The organism is Microbacterium rhizophilum (assembly GCF_039605615.1).
GTDB classification, from domain to species: domain Bacteria; phylum Actinomycetota; class Actinomycetes; order Actinomycetales; family Microbacteriaceae; genus Microbacterium; species Microbacterium rhizophilus.
The window spans coordinates 507,900-523,784 of record NZ_JBCNUN010000001.1; the positions used below are offsets into that span (position 1 = coordinate 507,900).

Below are 15,885 nucleotides of genomic sequence, written 5' to 3' on the forward strand. Positions count from 1 at the left end.
ACCCGCACGCATCGGAAGCCATGACCCACGCGCCCGACACCGACCCCGCACCGCGCCTGCTCTCCTCCGCGCTCGCCGGATGCGCCATCCTGATCGCCGTCGACCGCCGCTCGAGCGAGCTGACCGCCGCCCTCGAGCGTCACGGCGCCGTCGTGCAGCAGGCGGCCGCGCTCACGATCGAGTCGCACATCGACGACGCGACGCTGATCTCCCGCACGCGCGAGCTGATCGACGCCCCGCCCGACATCGTCGTGGCGACCACGGGGGTCGGGTTCCGGGGCTGGATGGAGGCCGCGGACGAGGCCGGGCTGGCCGACGACCTCGCGGACGCCTTCCGGTGCGCGCAGATCGTCGCGCGGGGGCCGAAGGCGCGCGGCGCGATCCAGCAGGCGGGGCTGACGGCCGACTGGGTCGCCGAGTCGGAGACGGCCGCGGAGCTCGGCGCGTACCTCGTGGCGGAAGGCGTGGCGGGCAAGCGGATCGCCGTGCAGCACCACGGCTCGGGGGCCGACGGGCTCGACGAGCTGTTCGCCTCCCACGGCGCCGACGTCGTGAGCCTCACGGTGTACCGCTGGGGTCCTCCGCCCGACCCGGCCGTCGTGCGCCGCTCCGTGCTCGCCGCCGCGCGCGGCGAGTACGACGCCGTGCTGTTCACGTCCGCCCCGGGCGCGGCCGGGTGGCTCGCCGAGGCCGGCCGCGCGGACGCGCTGGACGCCATCCGCGCCCGGGCCGTGCAGCGGCGCCTGCTGATGACCGCGGTGGGGCCCGTGACCGCCGAGCCGCTGGTCGAGGCGGGCATCGAGACCCTGATCGCCGAGCGCGGCCGGCTGGGCTCGCTCGTCCGCGCCGTCGTGACGTACTTCGGCGGCGGCCATGCGCCGGCCCGGGCGACGTCCGCGGGCCGGCTCGAGCTGCGCAGCGCCGGGACCGTGCTGGACGGCCGCTTCATCCCGCTCTCGCCCACGGGCGCCGACGTGCTGGCGGCTCTGTTCCAGGCCGGCGGCGGCGTGGTCTCGCGCGCGGAGCTCCAGCGCGTGCTGCCGCGCTCGGGCCAGAGCCCCCACGCGGTCGAGATGGCCATCGCGCGCCTGCGGGAGTCGCTGGGCGGCGCGGACGTGATCAAGACGGTGGTCAAGCGCGGCTACCGCCTGAACGTGGAGGATCCGGCATGACGACGCTGATCGCCTGCTCGCACGGCACCCGCTTCGCGGAGGGGCGCGCCGCGATCCACGCGCTCATCGCGCGGGCGGCGGAGCTGCTGCCCGGCGTCGCGATCGCCGAGGCCTTCGTGGACGTGCAGGATCCCTCCATCGACGACGTCGTGGCGGCCGTCGAGGGGCCCGCCGTGATCGTGCCGCTGCTGCTCTCGGCCGGCTTCCACACCGGGATCGACATCGCGCGCGCCGCCCGCACCCGCGAGGACGTCGTGGCGACCGAGCCTCTCGGCCCGCATCCGCTGCTCGCCGAGACGCTGCTGACCCGGCTGGAGGAGATCGGCCTGCGCGACGGCGACCACGTCGTGCTGGCCGCGGCGGGTTCCTCCCGGCCCGAGGCCGCGGTGCACGTGCGGCGGATGCGCGACCTGCTCGCCGCGCTGATCCGGCAGCCCGTGACCGTCGGCTACGCGGCCGGCGCCGATCCGCGCATCGCCGTCGCGGTCGAGGCGGCGCGCGCCGCGGGCGCCGAACGCGTGATCGCGGCGAGCTATGTCCTGGCGCCGGGCTTCTTCGCGAACGAGGTCGCCGCGGCCGGTGCGGACATCACCACCGCGCCGCTGGGAGCGGATGAGCGCATCGCCGAGATCATCGCCGCCCGCTACCGCGCGGGCGTCGCCGCGGTCGCGACCCTCGCCCCGCGCTGATCCGCCGGCACGTGCGCGGCGCTACGCCGTCGCCGCCCGCAGCGCGAGCTCGATCATGTCGCCGAAGGTCTGCTCGCGTTCGAGCGCCGTCGTCTCCTCGTGCGTGACGAGGTGGTCGGAGACGGTGCAGATGCTCAGCGCCCGGCGCCGGCGGTAGGCGGCGAGAGTGTAGAGCCCGCTGGTCTCCATCTCGACCGCGAGGGCACCGTGGTCCACGAAGGGCTCGGTGAGCTCCGGGCGGGTGCTGTAGAACTGGTCGCTCGAGAAGAGGAGACCGACGTGGACCGCGCTGTCCAGCGTCATCCGCTCGCTCGCCTCGACGGCTGCGCGCAGCAGTGAGAAGTCGGCGACCGGGGCGTAGTCCTGGCCATGGAAGCGCACGCGGTTGATGCCGGAATCCGTGCACGCGCCGTTGGCGATGATGATGTCACGCAGCCCGATGCGGTCGGTGAGGGCGCCGCAGGATCCGACCCGGACGACGGTCTGGACGTCGTACGAATCGAAGAGCTCGTTGGCGTAGATCGCCATCGAGGGCTGCCCCATGCCGGAGCCCTGCACGGAGATCCGGTGCCCCTGCCAGGTGCCGGTGAAGCCGAGCATGCCGCGGGTCTCGGAGTACAGCTCGGCGTCGTCGAGGAAGTTCTCGGCGATCCACTTCGCGCGCAGCGGGTCGCCGGGGAACAGGACGGTGGCCGCGATCTGACCGGGCTCGGCGGCGATGTGCGTGCTCATGCGCCCAGCCTATGGTCGCGGCGCGTTCAGCCTCCGATGGCGTTCATGCCGCGTTCCGGCTGGAGGAACGACGGGTCGTCGATCGCGTGGCCGGGGAGCTTTCGCAGGATGCACCCGCGCATCATGGCGTCGAGTTCGCGATCCGGATCATCCGAGCCGCCGCGCAGGATCGGCAGCAGGTCGAACTCGGTGGTCGAGAAGAGGCAGTTGCGCAGCTGGCCGTCGGCGGTCAGGCGCAGGCGGTCGCAGTCGCCGCAGAACGGCGCGGTGACCGACGCGATCACCCCCACACGGTGCGGCCCCTCGTCCAGCACCCAGGTCTCGGCGGGCGCGCCGCCGCGGCCGGGCACGGGCGTGAGGCGCCAGCGCTCGGAGAGCGCGGCGAGGATCTCCTCGCGCGTCACCATGCGCTCGCGCGACCACGTGTGTCCCGCATCGAGCGGCATCTGCTCGATGAAGCGCAACTGGGCGTCGTGCGCGACGGCGAACTCCACGAGCTCGATCAGCTCGTCCTCGTTCACGTCCCGCATCGCGACGGTGTTGAGCTTCAGGGGCGTCAGTGCCGACTCGGCCGCCGCGGCGATCCCGTCGAGCACGTCGTCGAGGCGGTCGCGCCGCGTGAGGTCGCGGAACCGGTCGCGCCGCAGCGTGTCGATCGAGATGTTCAGGCGGCTCAGGCCGGCGTCGATCAATCCCGGGAGGAGCTCGCGCAGCCGGATGCCGTTGGTCGTCATCGCGATCTGCACCGGGCCGTCCGGCCCTTCGATCCGCGCCAGCCGGCGCACGACGTCGACGATGTCCGTGCGCAGCAGCGGCTCGCCGCCCGTGAGCCGGAACGTCGTGATGCCCGCGGCCGCGGCCACGCGCGCCACGCGCTCGATCTCGTCGAGCGTCAGGATGCTCGTCCGCGCGAGCCACTCGTTGCCCTGCTCCGGCATGCAGTAGGTGCAGCGCAGCGAGCAGCGGTCGGTCAGCGAGACGCGCAGATCGCGGTGGATCCTCCCGAACGTGTCGACGAGCGGACCGCCGACGCCGTCCGCGACGCGCGCCGCGGGCGGGCGCACGCCGAGCGCGACCGGCACCGCGGTCACGACTCGCGCCCCTGCATCATCCGCCCAGCCTACGGGCGCGACCACGTCCCGGGGCCGCACCGGCCCACCCTTCACAACACGTGCTCTGCACGAGGACACGCCCTTTTCGCGCGAAAACGACGTGTCGTCGCTGAGAGCACGTGTTCTCGGGCTCAGGGGTCGGGCATCAGCCGCACGTCGGCGCCGTCGAGCGCGAGGCGCACGGGGTCGCCGGGGGCGAGGGCGAGCGCCGCGAGCTGCGCCGCGGGCACCTCCACCACCACGTCGGGCTTCGTGGTGTGCACGCGCGCTCCGCCGGGCGTCGGCTCGAGCCGCACGACGCGGCCGAGCCACTCGCCGATCGGATGGGGCTCGTCCCGCGCGACGCGCAGGGCACCGGTCCACGTGGTCTCCCCCGCGCGGCTCAGGCGCACGTCGGCCGGACGGAAAACGGCCACCAGCGGGGCGCGATCCGCCTCCGTCGCCGGGGTCTCCCCCGCGATCCGCACGTCGCCGTCGACGCCGGGGGCGGTCCACACCCCGCCGTCCGCGGTCCCCCGCACGCGGTTGAGCCCGGCGACCGCCGCGACGAACCTCGTGGCGGGCGCCTCCAGCACCTGGCGCACGGGGCCGCGCTGCATCACACGGCCGCCCTCGATCACGACCACCTGCCGGGCGAGGGCCGCGGCGTCGAACGCGTCGTGCGTCACGACCAGCGTCGTGGTGCGGGTGGACGAGAGCTGCTCGTGCAGCACGGCGCGGGTGTCGGCGGCGGTCTCGGCGTCGAGGCCCGTGAGCGGCTCGTCCAGCAGCAGCAGTCGCGGCGACACCGCGAGGGCCCGCGCGAGCGCGACGCGCTGCTGCTGGCCGCCGGAGAGCTCGCGCGCGCGGTGCGGGCCGGAGCCCGACAGGCCCACGCGCCACAGCCACTCGTCCGCGACCTGCCGCGCGCGGTCCCGAGCGAGCCCGCGCACCACGAGCCCGAAGGCCACGTTGTCGCGCACCGACAGGTGCGGGAACAGGCGCGCGTCCTGGCCGAGCATCACGACGCCGCGCCTGGCGGCGGGCAGATGACGGCGCCGCGTGATCACGGCGCCATCGGCGAGCTGGATCCGGCCCGAGGTCAGGCGCACTCCGCCGGCGATCGCCGCGAGCAGCGTCGACTTGCCCGCGCCGCTCGGGCCCATGATCGCGGTGACCTCGCCCTGCGGCACGCTGAGCTTCGTCTCGAGCCGGAAGGCGCCGCGCTGCACGGCGAGGTCGGCCGCGAGCGCGACGCCCTGCGGCAGCGGGGTCTCGGCCGCCTCGGCGCGGCGCCGCGGCGCCCGCAGGGCCGCCCGCCCGCCGCTCATCGCACGCTCCCGGGACGCCAGGCGCGCACGAGCAACAGCACGGCGATCGCGGTCACGAGCAGCAGCAGCGACAGCGCGACGGCCGGCCCCTGTCCCACGCCGGATCCGTTGAAGGCGGTGTAGATCGCGAGCGGCATGGTCTGCGTCACGCCCGGGTTGTTGCCGGCGAACAGCGCGGTCGCGCCGAACTCGCCGATCGCGCGGGCGAAGCACAGCACGAGTCCCGCGACGAGGCCGGGAGCCGCGAGCGGCAGCGTGATGCGCCACAGCGTGGCCCAGCGCCCGGCGCCGAGCGACGCGGCGGTGCGCTCGTACTCCACGCCCACGGAGCGCACCGAGCCCTCCACCGCCAGGACGAGGAACGGCAGCGCGACGAACACCTGCGCGACCACGACCGCCGCCGTCGTGAACGGCAGGCCGAGGCCCCAGCCCTCGAGCCACGCGCCCACGGGCGCCGAGCGGCCGAACAGGTACAGCAGCGCGACGCCGCCGACCATCGGCGGGAGCACGAGCGGCACCGTCACGAGGACGCGCAGGATCGCCGCGAGCCCCGGCCGGGAGCGCGCGATCAGGATCGCCAGGGGCAGGCCGAGGATCAGGCAGACCGCGGTCGCGATCAGGCCCGTCACGAGCGACAGCACGAGCGCGCTGAGCGCCTCGGGCGATGTGACGTCGGCCCACAGCGAGCCCCACTCGGCGCGCGCGACGAGCCCCGCGAGCGGCACGACCAGCAGCGCGAGCGCCAGGATCGCGGGCAGCGCGAGGATCCGCGGCAGATTGCCCGCGGAGGCGTCACGGTCCTCCCGCGCGGTCAAGGTCGGGTCCCTTGGAGCGGCACCCCTCGATCTTGGCCCGGATCCGTCCGGATCCGCACCTCCCGGCGCGCATCCGGGCAGTTCTGTCCCCCTGCGGCGCTGCTCCGACGGATCCTCACGGAGCGCCGAAGCCGTGCTCCGCGAGGATGTCCTGGCCGATCGCGCCGCGCACGAGCGCGACGAATGAGGCGGCGGCCTCAGGGTTGCGGGCATCCCGCAGCGCCGCGACGGGATAGCGGTTCACGACGTCGCCGGCCCCCTCGGCCTCGACCGATTCCACGTCCGCGCGCGCGATGTCCGTGCGGTAGACGAGCCCGGCATCCGCCTCGCCGGCGGCGACCTTCGCCAGCACCGCCCCGACGTTCTGCTCCAGGCTCGCGGCGTCGACCTCGACGCCCGCGCGCGCGAGCAGCGTGGTGCTCGCGGCACCGCAGGGCACCTCGGGCGCGCACAGGACGACCGTCGCGCCGGGATCCGCGAGATCCGCCAGGCCGGCGATGCCCGCCGGATTGCCGGGCGGGACGGCGATCGCGAGCGTGTTCGTCGCGAACACGACCGGATCCGTCACGAGCTCCGCCACGCGCGCCATGGTCTGCTCGTCGGCGCTCGCGAACACGTCCGCCGGGGCACCCTCGGCCAGCTGCGTCGCGAGCACCTGCGAGCCGTCCAGCACGAGCGGGCGCACGTCCACGCCGGGATGCGCGTCCTCGAACGCCGCGGCGATCTCCTCGAACGCCGGCCCGAGGGAGGCGGCCGCGTACACCGTGAGCTCGCCGTCGAGGCCGTCGCCCGGCTCCGCGGCGGCGCATCCGCCCGTGCCGAGCGCGAGGGCGAGCACGGCTCCCGGGATGGCGGTGGCGCGGACGACTCGCATTCACCGATCCTGACACGGCCCGGCCTCGGGCGCGCCAGACGTGGATGAGCGGGAAGGGGCCCGTGCCGGGGCGCACCGGCCGCCGTAGGCTGTGCGCATGTCCGCGCTCCCCCCGCTCGTCGCCCCCGTCGCCGCGCTCACCCCGGCCGAGCGCGAGCGCACCGCCCGCCATCACGTGCTGGCGCCGCTGGGCGAGCTCGGCCAGCGGCGGCTCGCGGCCGCCCACGTCGCGATCGTGGGCGCGGGCGGGCTGGGCTCACCGACCGTCCTGGCCCTCGCGGCGGCGGGCGTCGGCACGCTCACGGTGATCGACGACGACGTGGTGGAGCTGTCCAACCTGCAGCGCCAGCTGATGCACCGCACGCGCGATGTCGGCGAGCCCAAGGCCCTCAGCGCCGCGCGGGCCGCGGCGGATCTGGCCCCCGAGGTGCGCGTGAACGCGGTGCGCGAGCGGCTGGCGCCGGCGAACGCCCAGCGGCTGCTCGCCGGCGCGGATGTCGTGCTCGACGGCAGCGACACGTTCGACACGCGAGAAGCGGTCGCGGCCGCGTGCGAGCGCCTCGGCATTCCGCTCGTATGGGGCACCGTGCAGGCCTTCGACGCGCAGGTGACCGTGTTCTGGTCCGACCCGCCCGCGGGCGCTCCGGCCGTGCGCCTGTCCGACCTCTACCCCGCCGGCAGCGCCGGGGACGTGCCGACGTGCGCCGAGGTCGGCGTGCTCGGCTCGCTGTGCCTGCAGGTCGGCGCGCTGATGGCGACGCAGGCGATCCAGCTCATCGCAGGGATCGGCGAGCCGCTGCTCGGCCGGATCCTGGTGATCGACGGCCTGCGCGCGCGGCAGCACGAGGTGCCGCTGCGCGGGCGCCCGGGCGACGCGCCCGCCGTGCGCGCCCCGGCGGCGCCCGAGCGCTTCCGCGCGGCGGAGCTCGCGGCCGCGCTCGCGACCTCCGGCGCTCCCCTCGTGGTCGACGTGCGCGAGGACGACGAGGTGCGCGAGGGCGTGATCCCGGGCGCCCTGCACGTGCCCCTGGGACAGATCCGCGCGGATCCGGACGGCGCAGCCGCCCGGTTGCGAGAGACCGCCGGCACGCGCCGGATCGCGGTGGTGTGCCGCGGCGGGGTCCGCTCGGTCGAGGCCGCGGGGCTGCTCACCGCCCGCGGTCTGGATGCCGCGTCGGTCGAGGGCGGGATGCTCGCCTGGACGGGCCCGATCGCCCGGCGGGTGACGGCGTGAGCGCGCTGCGCACGGTCGAGGAGCACCTCGACGACGTGCTCGCCGCCGTGGTGCCGACCGGCACGATCACGCTGTCGCTCGCCGCCGCCGCGGGGCTGACCCTGACCGAGCCCGTGCGGGCGCGCGTGGACGTGCCCGTGTTCGACAACTCCGCCATGGACGGCTTCGCCGTGCGGTTCGCCGACGTGGCGGACGCCTCGCCGGAGGCGCCGGTCGAGCTGCGGGTCGTGGCCGACCTGCCCGCGGGAACCGCGTGGGATCCCGCGGTCGGCCCGGGCGAGGCCGCGCGCATCATGACCGGTTCGCCCGTCCCCGGCGACGCCGACGCGATCGTCCCGTTCGAGGACACCGCGGGCGGCCTCGCCGACTCGCTCGGCGTCATCGCCGTGCGACGGGCGCCGCGCGGCGGCGGCGCGCACATCCGGCGTCGCGGCGAGGACCTGCGGTCGGGCGACGTCGTGCTCGCCGCCGGCACCGAGCTGCGGGCGCATCAGCTCGCCGCCGCCGCCGCGACCGGGGTCGACCGCGTCACGGTCGCGCGCCCGCCGCGGGTCATCGTCGTCTCGACGGGCGACGAGCTCGTGGAACCGGGCGCCGAGCTCGAGCGCGGCCAGATCCCCGAGTCCAACTCCACTCTCCTCGCGGGGCTCGTGCGCGGCACCGGCGCCGAGCTGATGCGCGCGACGTGCGTGTCCGACGATCCGGACGAGCTGCGGGCCCTGCTCGCGGACAACACGGAGGCGGATCTCGTCATCACCTCGGGCGGCGTCAGCGCGGGCGCATACGAGGTCGTCAAGCAGGTGCTGGGCTCCCCCGAGGAGCAGGGCGAGATCACGTTCACGCAGGTCGCGATGCAGCCCGGCAAGCCGCAGGCCTTCGGGCGCCTCTCGAACGGCTCGCTGCTGTTCGGCCTGCCCGGCAACCCGGTCAGCGTCGCGGTGTCGTTCGAGACGTTCGTGCGCCCGGCCCTGCTCGCGATGCAGGGCCGCACGCGCCTGCACCGTCACACGCTGCGGCTGCCTGCCGCGGCGGGATGGCGCACGCCCGTCGGGCGCCGCCAGTACCTGCCGGCGTCGATCGACCGCTCGGACCCCGCGCGCTGGACCGTGCGCCCCGCGACGCCGGGCGGATCCGGATCCCACCTCGCCGCGGGCCTCGCCCAGGCGGAGTCGTATGCGGTCGTGCCCGCCGAGACAGAGGCCGTCGCCGAGGGCGATCTCGTCGATGTCATGCTGTTGACATGAGTTTCACCCACCTCGACTCCTCCGGTCACGCGCGCATGGTCGACGTGACCGAGAAGCAGCCGACCGTGCGCTCGGCCACCGCGCGCGGCTTCGTCCGCGTTGCCGCCGAGACGGTCGCGGCGCTGCGCGACGGCTCCGTCCCGAAGGGCGACGTGCTCGCGGTGGCGCGCATCGCGGGGATCCAGGGCGCCAAGAGGTGCGCCGAGCTGCTGCCGCTCGCACACGTGATCGGCGTGCACGGCGCCGCGGTCGACCTCGCCGTCGAGGACGAGGGCGTCGCGATCGAGGCGACCGTCCGCACCGCCGACCGCACGGGCGTCGAGATGGAGGCCCTCACGGCCGTGACGATCGCCGCGCTGTCGGTCGTCGACATGGTCAAGGGCATGGATCGCTCCGCCGCGATCGAGAGCGCCCGGATCGTCGCGAAGACGGGCGGGCGCAGCGGATCCTGGACCCGGGAGGACTGATGGCCGACAACGACCGCACGCTGCCGCCGGAGGCGCTGGACGACTGGGCGCGCGCCGCCGCCGAGAGGCTGGGCCTGGACCGGGACCGGGTGCCGGTCGCGCTGATCCTCGATCTCGCGCGAGACGTCGCCCACGGCGTCGCGCGCCCCGCCGCACCGCTGACGGCGTTCCTGGCCGGTCTCGCGGCGGGGCGCGCGGGCGGATCCCCGGAGGACGTCGAGAAGGCCGTCGCCGACGTCGTCGCCCTTGCGAAGACGTGGCGGTCGTGACCCGCGTCCGCTACTTCGCCGCCGCCGAGGAGGCCGCCGGCCGTCCCGAGGAGCAGCGCGCCGAGGCGACGCTGGGCGAGCTGCGCGCCGCGCTGGCGGCCGAGTACCCCGGGCTGGGCGGCATCCTGCCCCGCTGCGCCGTGCTCGTCGACGGCGAACGCCGCGAGGACGACGCCCCGCTCGCCGATGCGCAGACCATCGACGTGCTGCCGCCGTTCGCGGGCGGCTGAGGGGCGCGGCGTCAGGCGGCGGTCGCCTTCGGGGCGAGCGCCTCGCGCAGGGCCTCCCGCAGCGACATCGGCTGGTGGCCGATGAGCTGCACGAACTCCGCCGAGTCCGTCTCGAGCACGCCGCGCGAGATGGCCGCGTCCAGCTCGGCCTCGTGAGCGGCCTGCGCCCCCGGCACGCCCCTCGCGATCAGCTCCTCGCGCAGCGCGTCGCCCTCGAGCCGGCGGAACACCACCGGCTCGCCCGAGATGCGAGACAGCTCCTCGGCGTACTCGGCGAGCGTGAAGGTGGGCCCGCCCAGCTCGTAGACACGTCCCGCCCACGGGGTCATGATCGCCGCGGCCGCGGCCTCGGCGTGATCGCGCCGGTGTGCCGCCGTGACCCGACCGACGCCGCCGACCACCTCTCCCCGCTCGACATGCTGCGGGGCGCGCTCCATGTACGTGTCGAGGTGAAGGCCGTTGCGGAGAATCGTGCTGGGGATCCCCGATCGCACGAGCGCGAGTTCCGTCTGTCGGTGCTCCTCCGCGATCCTCAGATCCGACAGCTGGGCACCGAGCCTGCTGGTGTACACGATGCAGCCGACCCACGCGCGCTTCGCCGCGGCGATCACGTTCTCGTGCTGGACGACGCGCCGGCCGACCTCCGTGCCGGGAACGATCAGGAGCCGCTCGACTCCTCGGAACGCGAGGTCCAGCGACGCAGGGTCGTCATAGTCGGCCCGCCGCACCGTCACGGCGCGGTCGCGGAACTTCACCCCTTCGGGCGTCCTGGTGATCGCGACGATATCCGTCGGCGAGACGCCGCGCTCCACGAGGGCGTCGATGACGAAGGAACCGAGCCGTCCACTGGCTCCCGTGACTGCGATGGACATGGTGGCCTCCCGTCCGTCGACCCTCGCCCGTGAGGGCCGGCTGTCCTACCGAGCATGCGCGCCGAGGGCCCGCGGGGGCAACCGCGATCCCGGCAAGAATCGGCACTTCTTACGGTTTCGATGAGTTCCGCACTCTCGGAGGATCAGCCGCCCAGGCCCTTCCACTCGGCCGTGCCGTCGGCCTCCAGCTGCCGCTTCCAGACCGGCAGGTCGCGCTTGATGTCCTCGATCACGTCGCGGCACGCGGCGAAGGCCTCCGCGCGATGCGGTGCGGCGACGGCGATCACGACCGCGGGCTCGCCGACGTCGAGCCGGCCGATGCGGTGGCTGACCGCGACGACCGCGCCGTGCGCGGCGGCCGCACGTTCCGCGATCGCGCGCAGGGCCGGCTCCGCGTCGGGGTGCGCGGTGTACTCCAGCGCGGTCACGGCGCCCCGCGCATCCGGATCGTGGTCGCGCACGCGCCCCACGAACGACGTCTCGGCGCCCATGCGCGCGTCGTCGATCGCGGCGACGTGTTCGGCGAGCCGGATCGGGTCCGCCGAGATCCGCGCGATCGGCACCATCAGTGGTCCTCCCCCGCGAGCTGCGCGGCCGCGTGCTTCGCGATCGAGAGGATCACGGGCATGCCGCTGCGCACCGCCGCGGGAGAGCCCGGCAGGTTCACGATGAGCGCGCCGCGCGCGACGCCCGCGAGGCCGCGCGACAGCATGCCGGCGGGCTTCTCGGCCGTGCCGATGCGCCGCAGCTCCTCCGCGATGCCCGGGATCTCGCGGTCGAGCACCGCGCGCGTGCCCTCGGGCGTCTCGTCGCGCGGGCCGAGCCCCGTGCCGCCCGTCGTGACGATCACGGTCGCGCCCGCCGCGACCATCGCCACCAGGGCCCGCTCGACGCTCTCGGCGCCGTCCGGCACCACGACCGCGTCGTCGCAGTCGAAGCCGCCGACCCGCAGCGCCGCCACCGCCTCGGGGCCGGAGAGGTCCTCGCGTTCGCCGCGCGCCGACCGGTCGCTGACCGTGATGACCGCCGCGCGCAGGGGGATGCGTGGATCGTCCATGCCTCGAGTCTAGGGAGCGCGCCCGATTCATGTTCCGCGCGTGTGACGAGCCCTCAGCGTCGGATCGACACCCGCCGCCCGTCCGAGGAGTCGCCATGGCCACCGCCCTGAGCACCTCCCCCACGAGCACCCCGACGCCCCCCCCCCCCGAGACAGCCCCGCCCGCGACGTCGATCGTCCTGCGGCGCGTCCGCTGGATCGGCGGGCCGGGATTCGGCTGTTCGGCGGGCGCAACTGGACGATCGTGTCCGCCGGGCTGCTGCTGATCCCGGCGACGCTGCTCGGCTTCGCGGTGCAGGATCCCGAGCCTCGCGACGCTCCCGCTCATCCTGACCCTGCCGTTCGGCAGCTCGTCGCGGCGGGGATGGGCAACGTGATCGCCGGGACCCGATCGCCTCGATGCCGGAGTTCACGCACGCCGTCGTCACCGCGGAGCGGGTCGAGTAGGGCTCACTCCACGAGGCCTGCGCGGCGCGGAGGGCCGTCCGAGGTCAGTCGGACAGCAGGTCCGGGCGGCGCTCGCGCGTGCGCTCGACGCTCTGCTCGCGCCGCCACGCCGCGACGGCGCCGTGGTTGCCGCTCAGCAGCACCGGGGGCACCTCGAGCCCGCGCCAGACGGCGGGCTTGGTGTAGATCGGGTACTCGAGCAGGCCGTCCTCGTGCGACTCCTCGAGCAGGCTCTCGGGGTTGCCCATGAAGCCCGGGATGAGCCGGGTCACGGCCTCGATCATCGCCATCGACGCGACCTCGCCGCCGTTGAGCACGTAGTCGCCGATGCTCACCAGGCGCACGCGGCCGAGCGACGCATAGTGGTCGATCACGCGCTGGTCGATGCCCTCGTACCGGCCGCACGCGAAGACGAGCTGGCTCTCCTGCGCGAGCTCGCGGGCGAGCGGCTGGCGGAACACCTCGCCGGACGGCGTCGGGATCACGAGCACGGCGTCCTCGCCGAGGATCTCGTCGAGCGCCTCGCCCCATGGCTCGGGCTTCATGACCATGCCGGCGCCGCCGCCGTACGGGGTGTCGTCGACCGTGCGGTGACGGTCGCGGGTCCAGTCGCGCAGGTCGTGCACGCGCAGGTCGAGCAGGCCCTTCTCGCGGGCCTTGCCGATCAGCGACACGTCCAGCACGTCGAAGAACGCGGGGAAGATCGTGACGATGTCGATCCGCATCGGATCAGTCCTCGGCTTCGGGCGTCTCCGCCTCGGCGGGAGCGGTCGGCTCGGCCTCCGGCAGCTCCTCGAACAGGCCGGCCGGCGGCGTCACGACGACGCGGCCGCCCTCGATGTCGACCTCGGGCACGATGGCCGCGACGAAGGGGACGAGCACCTCGTCCTCGCCGGTCTTCACGACCAGCAGGTCCTGCGCCGGGAAGTGCTCGACGCGGGCGACCTCGCCCACGACCACGCGATCCCCCGACGGGAAGGCGCGCACGACGTCGAGACCGACCAGCTGGTGGTCGTACCACGCGTCGGGCTCGGCCGCGGCGTCCTCGTCCTCGTCGACCCACAGGATCGCCCGCACGAGCGTGTCGGCCGCGTTGCGGTCGTCCACGCCCTCGAAGAAGACCACGGGCTGCTGGTTCATCCAGCGGAATTCGCGGACGGTGATGGTCTCACCGTGCCACTGCGAGTGCTCGGGCACCTGCAGCGTGAACGCGGCCCCGGGCACGAAGCGGCCGTCGGGGTCGTCGGTGTACAGCTCGAGCTTGAGGGCGCCCTTGAGCCCGTGGGCCTTGACGAGGCGGCCGACGCGCAGCTGGTTCTTCGCGGGCTTCGCGGCGGTCACGTCAGTCGTCCGCGACGTCGACGCGCACGCGCCTGCCGTCCGCCAGGGCGGAGACGAGCGTGCGCAGGGCCTTCGCGGTACGGCCGCCGCGCCCGATCACCCGGCCACGGTCGTCGGCGTGGACGTGCACTTCCAGCACATCCCCGCGAGACGAGGTGGACGAGTCGATGCGCACATCGTCCGGGTGATCCACGATCCCCTTGACGACGTGCTCGAGCGCGGCGGCCAGCACGATTACTCGGCGGCCTCGGCCTCGGCGGCCGGTGCCTCGGCGGGAGCCTCGGCCTTCTTCTCGACCTTGGGCTTGACGACCGACTTCTTCGAGGAGTCGGCGACGTAGCCCGACTTCTCCTCGGCGGTCTTCAGGGTGCTCTTGGCACCCTTCTCACCCTTGAAGGTGCCCCAGTCGCCCGTGATCTTGAGGATGGCGCGCACCTGCTCGGTCGGCTGGGCGCCGACGGACAGCCAGTACTGCGCACGCTCCGAGTCGACCTCGATGAACGAGGGCTCCTCGGTCGGGTGGTACTTGCCGATCTCCTCGATCACGCGGCCGTCGCGCTTGGTGCGCGAGTCGGCCACGACGATGCGGTAGTACGGCGCACGGATCTTGCCCAGGCGCTTCAGACGGATCTTGACAGCCACGATTCTCCTGTGTGGTGTGTAAAGCGAGACGAACCAGTCGCCAGGTAGTGGGGTGCACTCCGGCGGAAGCTCAAGAGGAGGACATCGAGTGCTGGATAGAGGGTCGAGCACCCGGTCCGACCCTCCATTCTGCCAGATCGAACCGGGGGTCGCGAACAGCTTGCCGCCCGGTGTCGCGGCCAGCACACTGAGCGGATGACGATCGCATTCGCCAAGTCCGCCCGCTCCACCGTCGGCATCGAGTGGGAGCTCATGCTCGCCGACGAGGAGACCGGGGATCTCGTCGGCCGCGCCCCCGAGATCATGCCCGCCCTCGAGGAGGACACGGCGCTCGAGCGCCACACCGTGACGGCGGAGCTGCTGACCAACACGATCGAGGTCACGAGCGGCGTGGGAGACACCGTCGCGGCCGCGGTGGACGACATCTCCGACGCGATCGATGCGGTGCGGCGGCAGACGGATCCCCTCGGCATCGAGCTGCTGTGCGCGGGCAGTCACCCCTTCGCGCGCTGGTTCGACCAGCAGGTGACCGAGAAGACGCGCTACGAGAAGCTCATCGAGCGCACCCAGTGGTGGGGTCGCAACATGATGATCTGGGGCATCCACGTGCACGTCGGCGTCGACGACGTGCAGAAGGTGTTCCCGACCATCCACGCGCTCACGGGCTACATCCCGCACCTGCAGGCGCTGTCCGCCTCGAGCCCGTTCTGGGCGGGCGAGCGCACCGGGTACGCGTCCAACCGCGCGCTCGTGTTCCAGCAGCTGCCCACCACCGGCCTGCCGTGGCAGCTGGAGAACTGGGCCGAGTACGAGGCGTACATCGACGACATGACCCGCACCGGGGTCATCGCGGACGCGACCGAGATCCGCTGGGACATCCGCCCCGCGGCCCACTGGGGCACGATCGAGGTGCGCGCGTGCGACGGCTTGTCGACCCTCCCCGAGCTCGCCGCCATGGCCGCGCTCGTGCAGACGCTCGTCGAGTCGTTCTCGCGCGACCTCGACGAGGGGCGCGAGCTGCCGGCGCTGCAGCCCTGGTTCACGCGCGAGAACAAGTGGCGCGCGGCGCGCTATGGCCTGGACGCCGACGTGATCGTCGACCGCGACGGCGCGCAGGTGCCCGTGCGCGAGCACATCCGCGAGACCCTGGACCGCCTCCAGCCGATCGCGACGGAGCTGAAGTGCGCGAACGAGTTCGCCGAGATCGGGTCGATCCTGGACCGCGGCGCCAGCTACCAGCGCCAGATCGCGGTCGCGGATGCCGCGGACGGCGACCTCCGCGAGGTGGCGCGCTCCCTCATCCGCGAGTTCCGCAACGGTCCGACCCTGCGCGAGCGCGTCGGGCTGGGCCGCATAGATCCGGTGTCGGAGGCCTGAC

The 15,885-nt window shown here is 74.2% G+C and carries 20 protein-coding genes; 8 read left to right on the plus strand and 12 right to left on the minus strand.

The genetic code is table 11. The features are described 5' to 3' along the window. The first annotated feature begins 20 nt into the window (after nucleotides 1–20). Both AAD528_RS02560 and AAD528_RS02565 read left to right on the plus strand, forming a co-directional pair. Nucleotides 21–1,172: a uroporphyrinogen-III synthase gene (locus tag AAD528_RS02560; protein WP_345750460.1), complete on the plus strand. Its 1,152-nt coding sequence runs from the start codon at nucleotides 21–23 to the stop codon at nucleotides 1,170–1,172. Beyond that, nucleotides 1,169–1,861, plus strand: a complete 693-nt coding sequence (locus AAD528_RS02565) for a sirohydrochlorin chelatase (RefSeq protein WP_345750461.1) — start codon at nucleotides 1,169–1,171, stop codon at nucleotides 1,859–1,861. Before AAD528_RS02560 ends, AAD528_RS02565 begins: the two co-directional genes overlap by 4 nt. 21 nt (nucleotides 1,862–1,882) lie before the next feature. Here AAD528_RS02565 and deoD read toward each other — a convergent pair whose 3' ends face one another. From deoD to modA, 5 genes are all read right to left on the minus strand, one after another. Continuing rightward, nucleotides 1,883–2,593 (minus strand): purine-nucleoside phosphorylase, encoded by a 711-nt coding sequence (gene deoD, locus AAD528_RS02570; RefSeq protein ID WP_345750462.1) that lies wholly within the window; start codon nucleotides 2,591–2,593, stop codon nucleotides 1,883–1,885. A gap of 26 nt (nucleotides 2,594–2,619) precedes the next feature. After that, a complete protein-coding gene (gene moaA, locus AAD528_RS02575; RefSeq protein ID WP_375339566.1) occupies nucleotides 2,620–3,684 on the minus strand; it encodes a GTP 3',8-cyclase MoaA in 1,065 nt (354 codons plus the stop codon). A gap of 152 nt (nucleotides 3,685–3,836) precedes the next feature. Further along, nucleotides 3,837–5,015 (minus strand): sulfate/molybdate ABC transporter ATP-binding protein, encoded by a 1,179-nt coding sequence (locus AAD528_RS02580; RefSeq protein WP_345750463.1) that lies wholly within the window; start codon nucleotides 5,013–5,015, stop codon nucleotides 3,837–3,839. Continuing rightward, nucleotides 5,012–5,830, minus strand: a complete 819-nt coding sequence (locus tag AAD528_RS02585) for an ABC transporter permease (RefSeq protein ID WP_345750464.1) — start codon at nucleotides 5,828–5,830, stop codon at nucleotides 5,012–5,014. The genes AAD528_RS02580 and AAD528_RS02585 overlap by 4 nt, the downstream gene beginning before the upstream one ends. A gap of 115 nt (nucleotides 5,831–5,945) precedes the next feature. Further along, entirely contained in the window at nucleotides 5,946–6,704 is a 759-nt protein-coding gene (gene modA / locus AAD528_RS02590; RefSeq protein WP_345750465.1) for a molybdate ABC transporter substrate-binding protein, read from the minus strand. Between the two features lie 97 nt (nucleotides 6,705–6,801). Between modA and AAD528_RS02595 the strand changes: the two genes are divergently transcribed. Genes AAD528_RS02595 through AAD528_RS02615 form a run of 5 tightly spaced genes read left to right on the plus strand, consistent with a single transcriptional unit; the run spans nucleotide 6,802 to nucleotide 10,148 of the window. Then, nucleotides 6,802–7,938: a ThiF family adenylyltransferase gene (locus AAD528_RS02595; RefSeq protein WP_345750466.1), complete on the plus strand. Its 1,137-nt coding sequence runs from the start codon at nucleotides 6,802–6,804 to the stop codon at nucleotides 7,936–7,938. Continuing rightward, a complete protein-coding gene (locus AAD528_RS02600) occupies nucleotides 7,935–9,182 on the plus strand; it encodes a molybdopterin molybdotransferase MoeA (protein WP_345750467.1) in 1,248 nt (415 codons plus the stop codon). The genes AAD528_RS02595 and AAD528_RS02600 overlap by 4 nt, the downstream gene beginning before the upstream one ends. Next, a complete protein-coding gene (gene moaC / locus AAD528_RS02605) occupies nucleotides 9,179–9,649 on the plus strand; it encodes a cyclic pyranopterin monophosphate synthase MoaC (RefSeq protein WP_345750468.1) in 471 nt (156 codons plus the stop codon). Before AAD528_RS02600 ends, moaC begins: the two co-directional genes overlap by 4 nt. Then, the gene (locus AAD528_RS02610; RefSeq protein ID WP_345750469.1) at nucleotides 9,649–9,918 is read left to right on the plus strand and encodes a DUF6457 domain-containing protein; all 270 of its coding nucleotides are present in this window, start codon (nucleotides 9,649–9,651) and stop codon (nucleotides 9,916–9,918) included. The genes moaC and AAD528_RS02610 overlap by 1 nt, the downstream gene beginning before the upstream one ends. Next, a complete protein-coding gene (locus AAD528_RS02615; RefSeq protein ID WP_345750470.1) occupies nucleotides 9,915–10,148 on the plus strand; it encodes a MoaD/ThiS family protein in 234 nt (77 codons plus the stop codon). Before AAD528_RS02610 ends, AAD528_RS02615 begins: the two co-directional genes overlap by 4 nt. 11 nt (nucleotides 10,149–10,159) lie before the next feature. On the opposite strand, the gene AAD528_RS02620 is transcribed toward AAD528_RS02615, so the two are convergent. The 7 genes from AAD528_RS02620 to rpsP form a co-directional block, all read right to left on the minus strand. Next, nucleotides 10,160–11,020 (minus strand): NAD(P)H-binding protein, encoded by an 861-nt coding sequence (locus AAD528_RS02620; protein WP_345750471.1) that lies wholly within the window; start codon nucleotides 11,018–11,020, stop codon nucleotides 10,160–10,162. A 143-nt stretch (nucleotides 11,021–11,163) separates the two neighbouring features. Beyond that, nucleotides 11,164–11,586, minus strand: coding sequence for a molybdenum cofactor biosynthesis protein MoaE (locus AAD528_RS02625; RefSeq protein WP_345750472.1), 423 nt, complete (start codon nucleotides 11,584–11,586; stop codon nucleotides 11,164–11,166). Further along, nucleotides 11,586–12,077: a MogA/MoaB family molybdenum cofactor biosynthesis protein gene (locus tag AAD528_RS02630; RefSeq protein WP_345750473.1), complete on the minus strand. Its 492-nt coding sequence runs from the start codon at nucleotides 12,075–12,077 to the stop codon at nucleotides 11,586–11,588. The genes AAD528_RS02625 and AAD528_RS02630 overlap by 1 nt, the downstream gene beginning before the upstream one ends. 491 nt (nucleotides 12,078–12,568) lie before the next feature. Next, entirely contained in the window at nucleotides 12,569–13,249 is a 681-nt protein-coding gene (trmD, locus tag AAD528_RS02635) for a tRNA (guanosine(37)-N1)-methyltransferase TrmD (protein ID WP_345750474.1), read from the minus strand. 4 nt (nucleotides 13,250–13,253) lie between these two features. After that, the gene (gene rimM / locus AAD528_RS02640; protein WP_345750475.1) at nucleotides 13,254–13,865 is read right to left on the minus strand and encodes a ribosome maturation factor RimM; all 612 of its coding nucleotides are present in this window, start codon (nucleotides 13,863–13,865) and stop codon (nucleotides 13,254–13,256) included. A gap of 1 nt (nucleotide 13,866) precedes the next feature. Further along, a complete protein-coding gene (locus tag AAD528_RS02645; protein WP_345750476.1) occupies nucleotides 13,867–14,097 on the minus strand; it encodes an RNA-binding protein in 231 nt (76 codons plus the stop codon). 2 nt (nucleotides 14,098–14,099) lie between these two features. Next, a complete protein-coding gene (gene rpsP, locus AAD528_RS02650; RefSeq protein ID WP_345750477.1) occupies nucleotides 14,100–14,507 on the minus strand; it encodes a 30S ribosomal protein S16 in 408 nt (135 codons plus the stop codon). Nucleotides 14,508–14,702: 195 nt separating this feature from the next. On the opposite strand from rpsP, the gene AAD528_RS02655 reads away from it, so the two are divergent. After that, a complete protein-coding gene (locus AAD528_RS02655) occupies nucleotides 14,703–15,884 on the plus strand; it encodes a glutamate--cysteine ligase (RefSeq protein ID WP_345750478.1) in 1,182 nt (393 codons plus the stop codon). Nucleotide 15,885: the final 1 nt, after the last annotated feature.